The organism is Pseudomonas sp. Fl4BN1, from assembly GCF_009908285.1.
Classification (GTDB): Bacteria; Pseudomonadota; Gammaproteobacteria; order Pseudomonadales; family Pseudomonadaceae; genus Aquipseudomonas.
The window spans coordinates 104,694-122,375 of the sequence record NZ_JAAARM010000003.1; the positions used below are offsets into that span (position 1 = coordinate 104,694).

Annotated in this window: 12 protein-coding genes; 10 read left to right on the forward strand and 2 right to left on the reverse strand. The window is 63.1% G+C overall.

Annotated features, from left to right (window positions below):
* Window positions 1–2: 2 nt before the first annotated feature.
* From GV818_RS04365 to GV818_RS04375, 3 genes are all read left to right on the forward strand, one after another.
* Window positions 3–1,676 carry a nitrite/sulfite reductase gene (locus GV818_RS04365; RefSeq protein WP_161775872.1) on the forward strand — a complete coding sequence of 558 codons (1,674 nt, stop codon included), beginning with the start codon at window positions 3–5 and terminating at the stop codon, window positions 1,674–1,676.
* Window positions 1,673–2,167 carry a DUF934 domain-containing protein gene (locus tag GV818_RS04370; protein ID WP_161755070.1) on the forward strand — a complete coding sequence of 165 codons (495 nt, stop codon included), beginning with the start codon at window positions 1,673–1,675 and terminating at the stop codon, window positions 2,165–2,167. Before GV818_RS04365 ends, GV818_RS04370 begins: the two co-directional genes overlap by 4 nt.
* 217 nt (window positions 2,168–2,384) lie before the next feature.
* Entirely contained in the window at window positions 2,385–3,056 is a 672-nt protein-coding gene (locus GV818_RS04375) for a DUF3313 domain-containing protein (RefSeq protein ID WP_161755068.1), read from the forward strand.
* Between the two features lie 163 nt (window positions 3,057–3,219).
* Here the strand turns inward: GV818_RS04375 and GV818_RS04380 are convergent, their stop codons facing one another.
* Together GV818_RS04380 and GV818_RS04385 are read right to left on the reverse strand one after the other, a co-directional pair.
* Complete coding sequence (locus tag GV818_RS04380) at window positions 3,220–4,197, reverse strand: DUF3829 domain-containing protein (RefSeq protein WP_161775873.1); 978 nt, start codon at window positions 4,195–4,197, stop codon at window positions 3,220–3,222.
* On the reverse strand, window positions 4,194–5,831 hold the full coding sequence (locus GV818_RS04385; protein ID WP_161775874.1) for a J domain-containing protein: 1,638 nt from the start codon (window positions 5,829–5,831) through the stop codon (window positions 4,194–4,196). Before GV818_RS04385 ends, GV818_RS04380 begins: the two co-directional genes overlap by 4 nt.
* A 393-nt stretch (window positions 5,832–6,224) precedes the next feature.
* Between GV818_RS04385 and GV818_RS04390 the strand changes: the two genes are divergently transcribed.
* The 7 genes from GV818_RS04390 (at window position 6,225) to GV818_RS04420 (ending at window position 17,503) form a co-directional block, all read left to right on the forward strand.
* Window positions 6,225–6,668, forward strand: coding sequence for a polyketide cyclase (locus GV818_RS04390; RefSeq protein ID WP_161775875.1), 444 nt, complete (start codon window positions 6,225–6,227; stop codon window positions 6,666–6,668).
* Window positions 6,669–6,720: 52 nt separating this feature from the next.
* Complete coding sequence (locus GV818_RS04395; RefSeq protein ID WP_161775876.1) at window positions 6,721–7,398, forward strand: type 1 glutamine amidotransferase domain-containing protein; 678 nt, start codon at window positions 6,721–6,723, stop codon at window positions 7,396–7,398.
* Window positions 7,399–7,708: 310 nt separating this feature from the next.
* The gene (tpx, locus tag GV818_RS04400; RefSeq protein ID WP_161755057.1) at window positions 7,709–8,209 is read left to right on the forward strand and encodes a thiol peroxidase; all 501 of its coding nucleotides are present in this window, start codon (window positions 7,709–7,711) and stop codon (window positions 8,207–8,209) included.
* Window positions 8,210–8,387: 178 nt separating this feature from the next.
* Window positions 8,388–9,719, forward strand: coding sequence for an MdtA/MuxA family multidrug efflux RND transporter periplasmic adaptor subunit (locus GV818_RS04405; protein WP_161775877.1), 1,332 nt, complete (start codon window positions 8,388–8,390; stop codon window positions 9,717–9,719).
* Window positions 9,716–12,814 carry an MdtB/MuxB family multidrug efflux RND transporter permease subunit gene (locus GV818_RS04410; RefSeq protein WP_161775878.1) on the forward strand — a complete coding sequence of 1,033 codons (3,099 nt, stop codon included), beginning with the start codon at window positions 9,716–9,718 and terminating at the stop codon, window positions 12,812–12,814. Before GV818_RS04405 ends, GV818_RS04410 begins: the two co-directional genes overlap by 4 nt.
* A 91-nt stretch (window positions 12,815–12,905) precedes the next feature.
* Window positions 12,906–16,013, forward strand: coding sequence for an efflux RND transporter permease subunit (locus GV818_RS04415; RefSeq protein ID WP_161755050.1), 3,108 nt, complete (start codon window positions 12,906–12,908; stop codon window positions 16,011–16,013).
* Entirely contained in the window at window positions 16,010–17,503 is a 1,494-nt protein-coding gene (locus GV818_RS04420; RefSeq protein WP_161775879.1) for an efflux transporter outer membrane subunit, read from the forward strand. The genes GV818_RS04415 and GV818_RS04420 overlap by 4 nt, the downstream gene beginning before the upstream one ends.
* Window positions 17,504–17,682 lie beyond the last annotated feature (179 nt).

The following is a 17,682-nucleotide window of genomic DNA, read 5'->3' on the forward strand; positions in this document are numbered from 1 at the left end:
ACATGTATCAGTACGACGACTATGACCGGGCCCTGGTCTTTGAACGGGTGGCGCAATTTCGCGATCAGGTCGAGCGCTTCTTGGCCGGCCAGCTGAGCGAGGAAGAGTTTTTGCCCCTGCGTCTGCAGAACGGCCTGTATATGCAGAGGCATGCCTACATGCTGCGGGTGGCGATTCCCTACGGCACCCTGAGCGCCCGGCAGATGCGCACCCTGGCCAGCATCGCCCGGGATTTCGACCGCGGCTACGGGCACTTCACCACCCGCCAGAACCTGCAGTTCAACTGGATCGAGCTGGCCCAGGTGCCGGACATCCTCGAACGCCTGGCCGAGGTGGAAATGCACGCCATCCAGACCTCTGGCAACTGCGTGCGCAACATCACCACCGAAGCCTTTGCCGGGGTCGCCGCCGATGAGTGGCTGGACCCGCGTCCCCTGGCGGAGATCCTCCGCCAATGGTCGACCATCAACCCGGAATTCCTGTTCCTGCCGCGCAAGTTCAAGATCGCCATCTGCTCGGCCAAGCAGGACCGCGCGGCGATCATGATGCATGACATCGGCCTCTACCTGTACCGCGCCCACAGCGGCGAAATGCTCCTGCGGGTGATCGTCGGCGGAGGCCTGGGGCGCACCCCGATCCTCGGCCTGCAGATCCGCGAAGGCTTGCCCTGGCAACACTTGCTGTCTTATGTCGAGGCGGTGTTGCGGGTCTACAACCGCCACGGCCGGCGCGACAACAAGTACAAGGCGCGGATCAAGATCCTGGTCAAGGCCCTGGGCATCGAAGCCTTCGCCAAGGAAGTGGAGGAGGAGTGGCAGCACATCAAGGACGGTCCGGCGCAGCTCACCGATGATGAGTACCAGCGGGTCGCCAGCGCCTTTGTGCCACCCACTTACGAGCGCCTGGTGGACACCGACCTCGACTACGGCAGCCGCCTGGCCGAGCATCCGGCGTTTGCCCGCTGGGTAGCGCGCAACGTGCAGCCGCACAAGATGCCGGGTTATACCAGCGTGGTGCTGTCGACCAAGCCGGGCGGCAGCTCGCCACCGGGGGACGTCACTGGCCTGCAGATGGACGCGGTGGCCGACTGGTCCGAGCAGTTCGGCTTCGGCGAAATCCGCATCGCCCACGAACAGAACGTGGTCCTGCCGGATGTGCCCAAGTCGCAACTGTTCGAGCTTTGGCAACGGGCCAGTGAACTGGGCCTGGGGTGTGCCAACGTCGGCTTGCTGACGGACATCATCGCCTGCCCTGGTGGTGACTTCTGCGCCCTGGCCAACGCCCGGTCGATCCCGATCACCCTGGCCATCCAGCAGCGCTTCGAGGACCTGGACTACCTCCACGACCTGGGCGACTTGAGCCTGAACATCTCTGGCTGTATCAACGCCTGCGGTCATCACCATATCGGCAATATCGGCATCCTCGGGGTCGACAAGAATGGCGCCGAGTGGTTTCAGGTCACCCTCGGCGGCGCCCAGGGCCGCGACAGCACCTTGGGCAAGGTGATCGGCCCGTCCTTCAGTGCCGAGGAAATTCCCCAGGTGATCGAGCGCATCATCGGCACCTTCGTGCGCTACCGCGAGAGCGACGAGCTGTTTATCGACACCTTGCAGCGCATTGGCCTGGAGCCGTTCAAGGAGCGGGTCTATCCCAAGGCCGTGGAGCTGATGGCATGAACAACCTGTTGCGCTTGCACGAGGGTGAAGCCCAATTGGTCGAGGAAGATGCCTGGAGCCTGGTGCGCGGGGTCGACGACACGTTGCCCGATGGCCCGTTGATCCTGCCCCTGGCCCGCTGGCTGATGCGGCGCATCGAGCACCACCCGGCCCGGGATGGGGTATGGATCGGGCCGGACGATGAAGTGGAAAGCCTCAAGCCCTGGCTCAAGCTGATTCCGCTGATTGCCGTGGATTTTCCGAGTTTTCGCGATGGCCGGGGTTACAGCCAGGCGTACTTGTTGCGCACCCGCCTGGGCTGGATGGGCGAGTTGCGGGCCATTGGCGATGTACTGCGCGATCAACTGAGCCACATGCGCCAATGCGGGTTCGATAGCTTTGCCGTGCGTGAAGACAAATGCGCCATGGATGCGCTCAAGGGCCTGGCGGGCATGAGCGTGCTCTATGGCCGTTCGGTGATCGAGCCACGGCCGTTGTTCCGTCGTCGTTAGGCGACGGACGCTGCGCCGCAGCATAGGTGCCAGCTGTCCGGCGAAGGGGCTCTTGCTCTTGCGCGAGCCTGGCGGCCAGTTTCTGCTGGCTCGCCAGCTCCTGCCCATTGCCGCTGCGATGCATTGCCGAAAAAACACAGTCCCTTGCGGCGACCTTTTGGCTATACCTGTATTTCCCCTGGCCAGTTTCTGGCTGCGGCACCTACAGGAGTTACCCATGAAGCTTGCTCTGACCCTCAGCACGCTGTGCCTTGCCACTCTCGGGATGGCCGGCTGCTCCAGCAACGTGACCCAGCCTGACGAATACTCCGGGTTTCTCCAGGACTACAGCCGACTCAAGGAAGCCAAGTCGCCATCCGGGATGGAGGTGATGCGCTGGATTGATCCCAAGCTCAAGCTGAGCAAGTACACCAGTGTGTACATCGAACCGACCCAGTTCTATCCGCAGCCGCATCCCACGGTGAAGATTCCGCAAAACACCTTGTCCAACATCACCCGTTATTACGACCAGGCCTTGCAGCGTGAGATGAGCAAGTCCTTGCCGCTGGCCACCGGACCCGGCCCCGGCGTGGTGGTGGTGCGTGCGGCGATTACCGCGGTGAGCAGCAAGACCGAAGGCCTGAAGCCTTATGAAGTCATTCCAGTGGCCCTGGTGGCGGCGGCAGTCAGCACCGCCGCCGGCATACGCGACCAGGAGACCACCCTGGGAACCGAGGCGGCGTTTCTCGACGGTGGCAATAACGCGGTGATTGCCGAGGTGGTGCGCAAGGGCACTGGCAAGCCGCTGGAAAACGACACCCAGGTGATGCAGGCCAACGATGTGAAGAACGTTATCGATGGCTGGGCCTCGGACATGCGCCAGTCCTACCTGCTGCTGAAGAATAAATGACCCGACGCTGAGGTCCGCACACTCGGGAATCACGCCCTGCGGACGCTGCCTCAGGCCGCTCGGACGATAACCACCGAAGAGCCTGCGCCGTCGCCCGCGTTGCGTGGGTTCGCGGCTTTCAGCAGTGCCTGTGCTGTGCATGGACGGCGTGCGCCGACAGCCGTCAGTACTGTTTTCGCGCCAGTTTGTTGTAGCGGTAGAGCATCTGGTCGTAACCCTGGGTGATGGCGTGGTAGTCGTCGCTCAGGCGCTGTGGCGCGGCGTGGTCGAGCCAGTCCCGGTGCAGTCTGTCTAGGGCGTGCAGGTACTGGTCGCTGGGTTCGGCGATCAGTTGCCAGAGATACAGGGCTTTCTGAGTGTCCTTGTCGGGCTGCTCGATGTGCAGAAATTGCTGCCTGGTGTCCTGGGCCTGGCGCAACTGCCGAGTGGTCTCGGCCAGTTGTTCCGGGGTCAGGGTCTTCTGCCGGACGCCTTCGGCAAGTAGCTCCACGGTGCTGCGTGCCTGGATCATGTAGTCCAGTAGCGCCCAGTGGACATTGCGATCCAGACGCTGCTCCAGGCGCATCAGTTGTTCGCTTCGAGGTTCGACGTCCAGTATCTCAAGCAACTGGCGGACGCTGGTGGAGGCCTTCAGGTAGTCCCGGCGCTGGGGTTCAAGTTGGCTCAAGAACTGGTCGAGTTGCGCATCGCTCAGGGGGTGGCCATATCCCTTGCGCTGCATGTAGGCGCCCTTGGTCAGGGTGACAAAGCGTCCGAGGACCTGAAGGTATTGCTCGGTGGCACTGAGCAATGGGCTGTCGGGCGTGAGGATTTTCAGCTTGTCGGTGATGCTGCCGGGGCAGGCAAAGCGGTACACCGAGTCGATGTCCTGGCCGCCGTGGGGGCTGATGTCATAGGCGCCGGCCGCGGTGGCCCGAGGTGAGCCTGCGGCCAGGTACGCCTGATGGGCCAGGCGCAAGGGTACGTCCATCTGGTTCAGGCAGTTGATGATCGGGCTCAGGGCGTTGGCCTGGGCGGTGGCTGGGCTGTCTTGCTGGTCCAGCCAGAGGTCGAGCCGATCCAGCGGCCCGTGAGTGATTGCCAGCACGGTGAGGGTCATGCCCAGGCCCAGGCCGATGGGCAGTAGCCAATTGGCGTTCATCGGCCATCCTCCTTGCCGTACCACTGTTCGACGGTGGCCGGTACTGCGCATTCACTGGCGTCGATCGGCATCCGTGCGCACAGCCGTTCGCTCCATTGCTGCAGGCCCTGGTTGGCAGTCACGGTGCCGTAGTTGCTGGCCAGCTTGATTGCGCTCAGTGCGGCGACCAGCACCATGCAGCCCAGGCCGATCAGCAGGCGCCGTTGCCAGGGATCGGCCTGTTCCCAGGGCGCCCGGACCTTGAGCTCCCGGCGTCGGCCAATGGAAATTCCCAGCAGCACCAGCAGATAAGTTGCGCCACTGACCGCGCCACAGAAATACCCCAAGACCGCACCGAGCAGCACGGCCGGCAGCAGGTCCTGCAGGATCAGCACGTCGCACTGTCGATCGAGCCAGTGCGGCAGGCGGCTACTGAGCTGCTGGTCCCTGGCCCAGAGTCGATGGGCCAGGGGTTGCCAGAGCCACCACAGCAGCGCCGCGAACGCCGCAAAGCAGGCGCTCCAGAACAACGCTACGCCGATGATCTCCTCCAGGCTGCTGGCTTGCGGGGCATAGCGGGCGAAGGCGCCGACCAGGCTGGCGATGATGATCCCCAGGTACATCGGCCAGGCATCGAAGGCAAATTCCCAGTCGCGCCAGAAAAACGCGGTGCCGCCGGGCATGCCGGCCGATACCTCGGGGTGGTTGGCATGCAGCCGCGAGCTGAGCTGGCGACAACTGGCCCAGTCGTCGCTGCGCAAGCGCCGGGCAAATGCCCGACGCCGACTGAAGCTGATGGGGGCCAGCAACAGGTAGGCGGCCCGTTGCTCTGCTGTGGCCAAGGGTTCAGCGGCCAGGGCCTGCTGGCGGGCGATGAACTGCGGTGCTTCATGGCGCGCCAGCAAGCGCTCCCACTCCAGAGCCGGGCAGGCGTTGTCGTCGCCTGCCTGCCAGCCTTGGCAGGCGCAGACCGCTTCGAACACTTCGGTGAGCCAGTAAGGGCTGTCCAGCAGCAACACGACCAAGCGCTGGTTGAACCACTGGCGCTGATCCAGGCTATTCAGCCAGACATGCTGCGAGCGCTGGGCATAGTGCTGCACAAAGGCTGCGCCGTCCTGTTGCTGCAGCGCTTCGAACAAGGGCTGCTCAAGCGCCTGCCGACAACCTTGCAACAACGCTTCGAGCAGGTAGTCCGGCAGTTCCAGGCGTTGCCAGGCGCTGAGCCAGTGAAAGGTGGCGAAGGCCCAGGCCAGCAGTTGCACCGATTGCTTGGGCCGCTCCACGCAGTGGCGCAGCAAGCCCAGTTCGAACTCCAGTAGGCAGTCGGTATCGATAGCCTGCTGATGGCGCTGATCCAACTGGTCGATGCGGATGCCTTCCAGCAGTGGTGCAACTCGCTGGGCAGGGGACTGCTGAGGTTGCTGTTGCAATGCCGGCCAGTCATCAGCTGCGGTAGTCTGGGGCGGTGTCTCGAGGTCGTCCTCGGAGCTCAGCCAGTGGGCTTGATCCAGCGCTTGCTCATAAGCCTCGCGCAACTGCTGGAAGCCTTGCGGATCTTCATCCGGTCGGGTCTGTTTCAACAACCTGGCGTAGTGACGCTTGATGGTCCGGGTATCAACGGTGGGCGGCAGGCCAAGCAGGGTCCAGCAACTCATTGGGCGGTACGACTCCATGAAAACCCACAGCGAAATCCAGCGATGGCCGGGTGAAACTGCGCACCCTAGCGGTTTCTCGGTTAAAAGTCCCAGGCCGGTGAACGTCTTGTTCATGGTGCAGGCACTATTGGCCGTGTCGAGGGTGGCGTTTCTGGCTGCACAGGATATCGCACAGCAGACGGTGGTTTGCTGCTGGTTGGCGGTCACGGGGTATATGAGGGCGGGGCTGGCGCTGATCTGTCTTAATGTGGAATGTAACCATTTCCATGTATTTTGAGTGGTTAAGTTAATGTGATTTATTGATTAATAAAAAACGTTATAAATCATATGTTTATAGTTATTTTCTAATGTGATTTATCTATATTTATTGGCTGAGTAAGGAGGCTTTCAGGTATGCCAGTCGTTGAGCGCAGGACATTTATTGCCGGCTACAGTCCGGCTCAGGTGCTGGATTTCTGCCTTGAGGGGGCCAACTTTCCGAAGATCTTTCCCGAGCGAATCACGCCTCTCGGTGGCGTCGACATCAATGACCTGCGGATCAGCGTCGGGCGCCAGTTCAGTTTCCTGCACTGGATGTGGGGTGTCATACCGGCGAAATGGACAGTGGTTATACGTGAGGTCAGCGATTGTCATTTCGTCGACGAGATGCTCAAGGGCCCGTTGCGCGCCTTTCGTCACGAACACCGGGTCGAGGCCGCTGAAGGAGGCACCCTGTACACCGACCGGGTGACTTACAGGGCCATTGGCGGTGCACCTTTGGAGTGGCTGATGGTCGACGTCTACATGGCGCGCATTTTCGATGCCCGGCATCGCAACATGTTGCGCTTGCTGAGCTGAGAGTCGCCGTTGCATTTCTTTGTCTTCTTTTGCAGATACCAAGGAGCATGCCGTGAGCAAGAAAATTCTGGTGGTCCTGACCAGCGTGGCCAAATACCCGACCCTGAACCGCGCCACCGGTTTGTGGCTGGGGGAGGCGGTGCATTTTGTGAAGAAAGTCGAAGCCGCCGGCTTCCAGGTGGACTATGTCAGCCCCAAGGGTGGTTATGTGCCGATTGACCCCCACAGCCTGGCGATGGCCGACGAGACCGATTGGCAGTGGTATCAGGACAGCGCCTTCATGAGCCGCCTGGGGGCAACCTTGCGACCGGAGCAGGTCAAGGCCGAGGATTATCTGGCGATCTACTACGCCGGCGGCCATGGCGTAGTCTGGGATTTTCCCGACAACAGCCAGTTGCAGGCCTTGAGCCGTGACATCTATGAGCAGGGCGGTTATGTCAGTTCGGTCTGCCATGGCGCGGTGGGCCTGCTCAACATCAAGCTCAGCGATGGCTCGCGGCTGATTGCCGGCAAGCAGGTCACCGGTTTTTCCAACGAAGAGGAGAAGCTTGCCGAGTTGGACCAGTACGTGCCGTACCTGACGGAAACCGAGTTGGTCAAGCGTGGTGCCCTGTACCAGAAGGCCGCCGCACCCTGGGCGCCCTTTGCGGTAGAGGACCAGCGAGTGATCACCGGGCAGAACCCGGCATCCGGCGGCCCGGTCGCGCAGCTGCTGCTGGCGCACCTGTAGGAGCCGGCTTGCCGGCGAAGGGGCCCTTGAGTCTTGTGGCGCTCTTGCGGACGCCTTCGCTGGCAAGCCAGCTCCTACGATTGCCGATGCCGATTACCGATTACCGATTACCGATTACCGATTACCGATTACCGATTACCGATCGGTGATCGGTGATCATTGCGCGCTCCGCCTGGGCGCTGTCGACGGGGCTTGTCGGACAATTTATCCGCCCGGCAATAGGTGCTCGCGCCGTTTCATGCTTAACTTCGGCCTCTCAACAATTTCTCATTGCTGTTCCATCATCACTGTTCAATAAAGGACTCCGTTCATGGCTCAAGTCACTCTCAAAGGCAACCCGGTACAGGTCAACGGCCAGCTGCCACAAGTGGGCTCCAAAGCCCCTGCGTTCTCCCTGGTGGGCGCCGGTCTGGCTGATGTTGCGCTGAGCAGCCTCGCCGGCAAGCGCAAGGTGCTGAACATTTTCCCAAGCGTTGATACCCCGACCTGCGCGACCTCGGTTCGCAAGTTCAACGCCCAGGCCAACGAACTGAGCAACACCGTGGTGCTGTGCATCTCCGCCGACCTGCCGTTCGCCCAGGCACGCTTCTGCGGCGCCGAAGGCCTGGAAAACGTGCAGAACCTGTCGACCTTGCGCGGCCGCGAGTTCATCGAAAACTACGGTGTGGCGATTGCCGACGGTCCCCTGGCTGGTCTGACTGCCCGCGCCGTGGTGGTACTGGACGAAAATGACACCGTGCTGCACAGCGAGCTGGTCAAGGAAATCGCTGAAGAACCGAACTACGACGCGGCGTTGGCTGTACTCAAGTAAGCGGTTTTACAATTATTCACGGCCTGGCCCTGTCCAGGCCGTTTTTATTTGTGCTTCAGTGGCTTAGCGCTGCACGTTAAAACGTCAGTCAAAGGTAAATTGCCGGTAAAGGCGCTTTGCTAAAACAGCTTCAGTGCTTATCTTTCAGCCTTCTCAAAAGAAGACTCCCACGCGCCCAATGGTTGATCACTCCATGCAATCCTCTGCTCCCCGCAACTCCCGTCGCTGGCTGTTCGGTCTGTTTGTCCTGCTGCTGGTCGCTGGCCTGTGCTGGAAATTCTGGCCGGCCGGCAGTACCCACCAGGAGGCTGCCGGGCAGAAAGCCGCGACCGGGCATACCGGGCGCAGCGGCAGCATGCGCCCGGGTTTCGGCGGCGCCAGCGGGCCGATCCCGGTACGGGTGTCGCCGGTGACCCAGGGCGACTTCGCGGTCTACTACAAGGCCCTGGGCACGGTAACGGCGCTGAACACTATTAATGTGCGCAGCCGGGTGGCGGGGGAGTTGGTCAAGGTCAACTTCGAGGAAGGGCAAATGGTCAAGGCCGGCGACTTGCTGGCGCAGATCGACCCGCGGCCTTATCAGAATGCCTTGCTCCAGGCCGAAGGCACCTTGCTGCAGAACCAGGCCCAACTGAAGAACGCCCAAGTCGATCTTGAGCGTTATCGCGGCTTGTACGCCCAAGACAGTATCGCCAAGCAGACCCTGGACACCGCCGCGGCGCTGGTGGGCCAGTATCTGGGCACGGTCAAGACCAACCAGGCGGCGGTCAACGACGCCAAGCTCAACCTTGAATTCACCAATATCCGCGCACCAATTGCCGGACGCCTGGGCCTACGCCAGCTGGACGTGGGCAACCTGGTGGCCGCCAACGACACCACCGCGCTGGTGATCATCACCCAGACCCAACCCATCAGCGTGGCCTTCACCCTGCCGGAAAACAGCCTGGAGACCGTGCTCGGGCGCTACCACAGCGGGGCCAAGCTGCCGGTGCAAGCCTGGGACCGTGGTGATGTGAAGCTGCAGGCCAGTGGTGTATTGCAGAGTCTCGACAACCAGATCGACACCACCACCGGCACCCTGAAGTTCAAGGCGCGCTTCGATAACCGCGACCAGGGCCTGTTCCCCAATCAGTTCGTCAATGTGCGGCTGCTGGCCGATACCCTGAAGAACGTGGTACTGGCACCGTCGGCGGCCATCCAGTTCGGCACCAACGGAACCTTTGTCTATGCCCTCGATGGCGACAACAAGGTCAAGATCCGGCAGTTGAAAGTCGGTGACAGCAACGGCGATTCGACGGTGATCAAGGAAGGCCTGCAGGCTGGCGATCGGGTGGTGATGGAAGGCACCGACCGCCTCAAGGACGGCAGTGATGTCGAAGTGGTCAACGACAGCGCCGAGCTGCCGAGCACTCCGACCGAACACCTGCAAGGCCAGCCAGGCGGTCCGGCCAGTGCGCCGGCAGCCGATGGCAAGTCGGCTGCAGCCAAGGCGCAAAAGGTCGGCGCATGAATTTCTCGCGGCTGTTCATCCTTCGTCCGGTAGCCACCACCCTGAGCATGCTGGCCATTGTCCTGGCCGGCCTGATCGCCTACCGCCTGTTGCCGGTGTCGGCCTTGCCCCAGGTCGACTACCCGACCATCCGCGTCATGACCCTGTACCCCGGGGCCAGCCCGGACGTGATGACCAGCGCGGTCACCGCGCCGCTTGAGCGCCAGTTCGGGCAGATGCCCGGCCTGACCCAGATGGCCTCCACCAGTTCCGGTGGTGCCTCGGTGCTGACCCTGCGTTTCAGCCTCGACATCAATATGGACGTGGCCGAGCAGCAGGTGCAGGCGGCGATCAATGCCGCCAGCAACCTGCTGCCCAAGGACCTGCCGGCACCGCCGGTGTACAACAAGGTCAACCCCGCGGATACCCCGGTGCTGACCCTGGCCATCACCTCCAAGACCATGCTGCTGCCCAAGCTCAATGACTTGGTCGACACCCGCATGGCGCAGAAAATCGCCCAGATCAGCGGCGTCGGCATGGTCAGCATCGCCGGCGGCCAGCGCCAGGCGGTACGGATCAAGGTCAACCCCGAGGCCCTGGCGGCCAACGGCCTGAACCTGGCGGACGTGCGCACCCTGATCGGTGCGTCCAACGTCAACCAGCCCAAGGGTAACTTCGACGGCCCGACCCGGGTCTCGATGCTCGACGCCAACGACCAGTTGACCTCGCCCAAGGACTACGCCGAGCTGATCCTTGCCTATAAAAACGGCGCGCCGCTGCGCCTGAAGGATGTTGCCGAGATCGTCGACGGCGCCGAGAACGAACGTCTGGCGGCCTGGGCCAATGAGAACCAGGCGGTGCTGCTGAACATCCAGCGCCAGCCCGGGGCCAACGTGATCGAGGTGGTGGACCGGATCAAGGCGCTGCTGCCGAGCATCACCGACAACCTGCCGGCGGGCCTTGAAGTCACGGTGCTTACCGACCGTACCCAGACCATCCGCGCCTCGGTCACCGATGTGCAGCACGAAATGTTCATCGCCATTGCCCTGGTGGTGATGGTGACCTTCCTCTTCCTGCGCCGGGCCAGTGCCACCCTGATTCCGTCGATTGCCGTGCCGCTGTCGCTGATCGGCACCTTCGGCGTGATGTACCTGGCCGGCTTCTCGGTGAACAACCTGACCCTGATGGCGCTGACCATCGCTACCGGTTTCGTGGTGGACGATGCCATCGTCATGCTGGAGAACATCTCGCGCTTCATCGAGGAGGGTGACAGCCCGATGCAGGCGGCGCTCAAGGGCGCCAAGCAGATCGGCTTCACCCTGATCTCCCTGACCCTGTCGCTGATCGCGGTGCTGATCCCGCTGCTGTTCATGGCCGATGTGGTGGGCCGGTTGTTCCGCGAGTTCGCCATCACCCTGGCGGTGGCGATCCTGATTTCCCTGGTGGTGTCCCTGACCCTGACCCCGATGATGTGTGCTCGGCTGCTCAAGCCCGAGCCCAAGCCTGAAGAGCAGGGGCGTTTCTACCGCGCCAGTGGTGCCTGGATCGATTGGCTGATCGAAAGCTACGGGCGCAAATTGCAGTGGGTGCTCAAGCATCAGTTCCTGACCCTGATGGTGGCCATCGGCACCCTGGGCCTGACCGTGCTGCTGTACATGGTGGTGCCCAAGGGCTTCTTCCCGGTGCAGGACACTGGGGTCATCCAGGGGATTTCCGAGGCGCCACAGTCGATCTCCTTCGCCGCCATGAGCCAGCGCCAGCAGGACCTGGCGAAGATCATCCTGCAGGACCCGGCGGTAGAAAGCCTGTCGTCCTACATCGGTGTCGACGGTGACAATGCCACCCTCAACAGCGGGCGCCTGCTGATCAACCTCAAGCCCCACAGCCAGCGTGACTTGAGCGCCACCCAGGTGATTGCGCGGATCCAGCCGGAAGTCGACAAGCTGCTGGGCATCCGCCTGTTCATGCAGCCGGTGCAGGACCTGACCATCGAAGACCGGGTCAGCCGCACCCAATATCAATTCAGCCTGTCGTCACCGGATGCCGAGATGCTCAGCCTGTGGAGCGGGCGCCTGGTGGAGGCCCTGGTCCAGCGCCCGGAACTCACCGACGTGGCCAGCGACCTGCAGGACAAGGGGTTGCAGGTGTACCTGGTGATCGACCGCGACGCCGCCTCGCGGGTCGGGGTCTCGGTGTCGAACATCACCGATGCGCTGTATGACGCCTTCGGCCAGCGGCAGATCTCCACCATCTACACCCAGGCCAGCCAGTACCGCGTGGTGCTCCAGGCCCAGGCCGGCGAGCGCATCGGTCCGCAGGCCCTGGAGCAGATCCACGTCAAGACCACCGACGGCGGGCAAGTGCGCCTGTCGAGCCTGGCCCATGTCGAGGAGCGCCAGGCGCAACTGGCGATCGCCCATATCGGCCAGTTCCCGGCGGTGATGATGTCCTTCAACCTGGCGCCGGGCGTGGCCCTGGGCGAGGCGGTGAACGTCATCGAGCAGGTGCAGCAGGAGATCGGCATGCCGGTGGGGGTGCAGACCCGCTTCCAGGGCGCGGCGGAGGCCTTCCAGGCGTCGCTGTCGAGCACCTTGCTGCTGATCCTGGCGGCGGTGGTGACCATGTACATCGTGCTCGGGGTGCTCTATGAGAGCTACATCCACCCGATCACCATCCTCTCGACCCTGCCTTCGGCAGCGGTGGGGGCCTTGCTGGCGCTGATCCTCAGCGGCAATGACCTGGGCATGATCGCGATCATCGGCATTATCCTGCTGATCGGCATCGTCAAGAAGAACGCGATCATGATGATCGACTTTGCCCTCGACGCCGAACGCAACCAGGGCATGGAACCGGAGAAGGCCATCTACCAGGCGGCGCTGTTGCGTTTCCGGCCGATCCTGATGACCACCCTGGCGGCGTTGTTTGGCGCTGTGCCACTGATGCTGGCCACCGGCTCCGGTGCGGAGCTGCGCCAGCCTTTGGGCCTGGTGATGGTCGGCGGCCTGCTGGTCAGCCAAGTGTTGACGCTGTTCACCACGCCGGTGATCTACCTGTACTTCGATCGCCTGGGCCGTCGCTTCGGCAAGCGCGAAGCCGCCCAAGAGGTGCAGGTATGAGCCGCAGCGGCAAGTGGGCTGCTCAGTCCACGTCCATGTCTGGCGCGTTTTCCCCTCGCTGCGTGCAGCTTGAAGTGTGGAGCCGTCGCCGATGAACCTGTCAGGACCTTTCATCAAGCGTCCAGTGGCGACGATGCTGCTGAGCCTGGCAATCATGTTGCTGGGCGGGGTCAGCTTCGGCCTGTTGCCGGTGGCGCCGCTGCCGCAGATGGATTTTCCGGTGATCGTGGTCCAGGCCAGCCTGCCGGGGGCCAGCCCCGAGGTGATGGCCTCCACCGTGGCCACGCCCCTGGAGCGCTCCTTCGGGGCGATTGCCGGGGTCAACACCATGAGCAGCCGCTCCAGCCAGGGCTCGACCCGGGTGATCCTGCAGTTCGACCTCGATCGCGACATCAATGGCGCAGCAAGGGAAGTGCAGGCGGCCATCAACGCCTCGCGCAACCTGCTGCCCAGCGGCATGCGCAGCATGCCCACGTACAAGAAGGTCAACCCGTCCCAGGCGCCGATCATGGTGCTGTCGCTGACCTCCGATGTGCTGGAGAAGGGCCAGCTCTACGACCTGGCCTCGACCATCCTGTCCCAGAGCCTGTCCCAGGTGCAGGGCGTGGGCGAGGTTCAGGTCGGCGGCAGCTCCCTGCCGGCGGTGCGTATCGAGCTCGAGCCACAACTGCTCAACCAGTACGGCGTGGCCCTGGACGACGTGCGCAATGCCATTGCCAATGCCAACCAGCGTCGGCCCAAGGGCTCGGTGGAGGATGACCAGCGGCTGTGGCAGATCCAGGCCAACGACCAGTTGGAGAAGGCCAAGGATTACGAGCCGCTGATCATCCATTACAACAACGGCGCGGCCCTGCGCCTGAAGGATGTGGCCAAGGTCAGCGACGGCGTCGAGGACCGCTACAACAGCGGCTTCTTCAATAATGACGCCGCGGTGCTGCTGGTGATCAACCGCCAGGCCGGGGCCAACATCATCGAGACGGTGAACGAGATCAAGGCCCAGCTGCCGGCGTTGCAGGCGGTGCTGCCGGCCAGCGTCAAGCTCAACCTGGCCATGGACCGCTCGCCGGTGATCAAGGCCACCTTGCACGAGGCCGAGATGACCCTGCTGATCGCCGTGGCCCTGGTGATCCTGGTGGTGTACCTGTTCCTCGGCAATTTCCGCGCCTCGCTGATCCCGACCCTGGCGGTGCCGGTGTCGCTGGTGGGCACCTTCGCCATCATGTATCTGTACGGTTTCTCCCTGAACAACCTGTCGCTGATGGCCTTGATCCTTGCCACCGGGCTGGTGGTGGACGACGCCATCGTGGTCCTGGAGAACATCTCCCGGCACATCGACGAAGGCATCGCGCCGATGAAAGCGGCGTACCTGGGGGCCAAGGAGGTGGGCTTCACTCTACTGTCGATGAACGTCTCGCTGGTGGCGGTATTCCTCTCGATCCTGTTCATGGGCGGGATTATCGAGAGCCTGTTCCGTGAGTTTTCCATCACCCTGGCGGCGGCCATCGTGGTGTCCCTGGTGGTGTCCCTGACCCTGACCCCGATGCTCTGCGCGCGCTGGCTCAAGCCCCATGTGCCGGGGCAGGAGAACGGCCTGCAACGCTGGAGCCGGCGCAGCAACGAGTGGATGGTGGGCAAGTACGCCACCAGCCTGGACTGGGTCCTGCGACACAAGCGCCTGACCCTGTTCAGCCTGCTGCTGACCATCGGCGTCAACGTGGCCCTGTATGTGGTGGTGCCCAAGACCTTCCTGCCCCAGCAGGACACCGGCCAACTGATTGGTTTTGTCCGTGGTGACGACGGCCTGTCCTTCACGGTGATGCAGCCGAAGATGGAAATCTTCCGCCGCGCGGTACTCAAGGACCCGGCGGTGGAGAGCGTGGCCGGTTTTATCGGTGGCAACAACGGCACCAACAATGCCTTCATGCTGGTGCGCCTCAAGCCGATCAAGGAGCGCAACCTTTCCGCGCAGAAGGTCATCGAGCGCCTGCGCAAGGACATGCCCAAGGTCGCCGGCGCCCAACTGATGCTGATGGCGGACCAGGACCTGCAGTTCGGCGGCGGCCGCGAGCAGACCACCTCGCAGTACTCCTACATCCTGCAAAGCGGCGACCTGGGTTCCCTGCGCGAGTGGTACCCGAAAGTGGTCACCGCGCTGCGCGCCTTGCCGGAACTGACCGCCATCGATGCCCGTGAAGGTCGTGGCGCGCAGCAGGTGACCCTGATGGTCGACCGCGACCAGGCCAAGCGCCTGGGGGTGGACATGGACATGGTCACCGCAGTGCTCAACAACGCTTACAGCCAGCGGCAGATCTCCACCATCTACGACAGCCTCAACCAGTACCAGGTGGTGATGGAGGTCAATCCGAAATACGCCCAGGACCCGATCACCCTGAACCAGGTGCAGGTGATCACCTCCAGCGGTGCGCGGATTCCGTTGTCGGCCATTGCCCACTACGAAAACAGCCTGGAAGACGACCGGGTCAGCCACGAAGGGCAGTTCGCCTCGGAAAGCATCTCCTTCGACATGGCCGAAGGGGTGACAGTGGAGCAGGGCACCGCGGCCATTGAGCGGGCGATTGCCAAGCTCGGCATGCCGGAGGAGGTGATCGTCAAGATGGCCGGCACCGCCGACGCCTTCGCCGCGACCCAGAAGAGCCAGCCGTTGATGATCCTCGGTGCGTTGCTGGCGGTGTATCTGGTGCTGGGGGTGCTGTATGAAAGCTACATTCACCCGCTGACCATTCTCTCCACCTTGCCCTCGGCCGGGGTTGGCGCCTTGCTCTCGATCTACGTGCTGGGCGGGGAGTTCAGCCTGATTTCCTTGCTGGGGTTGTTCCTGTTGATCGGGGTGGTGAAGAAGAACGCGATCCTGATGATCGACCTGGCCCTGCAACTGGAGCGGCACCACGGGCTTGACCCGCTGCAATCGATTCGCAGTGCCTGCCTGCAGCGCCTGCGGCCGATCCTGATGACTACCCTGGCAGCGATCCTCGGTGCCTTGCCGCTGCTGCTGGGGGGCGCCGAGGGCTCGGAAATGCGCCAGCCCCTGGGCCTGACCATTATCGGCGGCCTGGTCTTCAGCCAGGTCCTGACCCTCTATACCACTCCGGTGGTCTACCTCTATCTCGATCGCCTGCGCCACAAGTTCAACCACTGGCGTGGGGTCCGTACCGATGCTGCTCTGGAAACGCCGCTATGACCGACCATTCGTCCCGTCCTGTTTTCCCGCTGTCGGCCCAGCGCCTGGCCATGGCCCGAGGCTCGCGGGCCTTGAGCCTGGGCCTGTGCGTACTGTTGCTCAGCGCTTGCGCCATCGGTCCCGACTACCAGCGGCCCGAGGTGGCCGAGCCGGTGCAATACAAGCAAGCCCAGGGTTGGCGTCAGGCCAACCCCAGTGACGCCCTGGCCCGTGGCGCCTGGTGGGAGCTGTATGGCGATGCCGAGCTCAACGGCCTGATCGACAAGCTCAACCGCTCCAACCAGAGCGTGGCCCAGTCCGAGGCGCAGTTCCGCCAGGCCCGGGCTTTGGTGCGCAGTTCCCGGGGATCATTCTTTCCCAGCGTTGACCTCAGTGCTGGCAAGACCCGGGCCAGCCAGGGCACCGGCAGCAGCAGTTCGGGGCTGAGCAGTTCCAGCAGCGGTATTCGCGACACCTACAACAGCCAGTTGGGGGTGAGTTGGGAGGCGGATGTCTGGGGCAAGCTGCGCCGTGACCTGGAAGCCAACGAAGCCAGTGCCGAGGCCAGCTTTGCCGACCTGGCGGCGATGCGCCTGAGCCAGCAGTCGGAGCTGGTGCAGAACTACCTGCAGTTGCGCGTGATCGACCAGCAGAAACGCTTGCTGGACGCCACGGTGGCGGCCTATCAGCGTTCCCTGACGATGACCCAGAACCAGTATCAGGCGGGGGTTTCCGGCAAGGATGCGGTGGCCCAGGCCCAGACCCAACTGAAAAGCACCCAGGCTGACCTGATCGACCTGATCTGGCAGCGGGCGCAGTTCGAGAACGCCATTGCGGTGCTGATCGGCGAGCCACCGGCACAGTTCAACCTGGCCGAAAGCCAGGGCATTCCTGCGCTGCCGCCAGTGCCGCTGGGGGTGCCATCGCAGTTGCTCGAACGCCGTCCGGACATTGCTTCGGCGGAGCGTTCGGTGATCGCCGCCAATGCCAAGATCGGCGTGGCCAAGGCTGCCTACTATCCGGACCTGACCCTGAGCCTCGCCGGAGGCTACAGCAGCAGCACCTATGCCGACTGGATCAGTTTGCCGAACCGCTTCTGGTCGGTGGGGCCGAAACTGGCCATGACCCTGTTCGACGGTGGCCAGCGCTCGGCAGAAGTGGACCGCACCGAGGCGGTGTATGACCAGACCGTGGCCAAGTACCGGCAGACCGTGCTCGACGGTTTCCGCGAGGTGGAGAACTACATGGTCCAGCTCAAGGTTCTGGAGGACGAGGCGGGGGTTCGCCAGCAGGCCCTGGATTCGGCCCGCGAAGCCCTGCGCCTGACCGAGAACCAGTACAAGGCCGGGTTGATCGCCTACCTGGACGTGGTCACCAGCCAGACTACCGCCCTGAGCAACGAGCGCAGCGTCCTCACCTTGCTGCAGAGCCGGCTGATTGCCAGCGTGCAATTGATCGCTGCCCTGGGCGGCGGTTGGGATGGCCAGTTGCAGGTCAGCGAGCAGAAGTAGCCCGGACTCATTGCTGTAGCGGCTGGCGCAGGCTGCGCTCGGCCGCTACGGGCATGGCGATTTGGCAACCATTGACGGTTGGGCACGACCCCGGTCTTGCCCCGTTGCCGGCACTGGCCAGGGAGGGCGACTGGCCTGCCGTGGAACATGGTCGAAGGGCGCAGAGCCCATGTCCACAA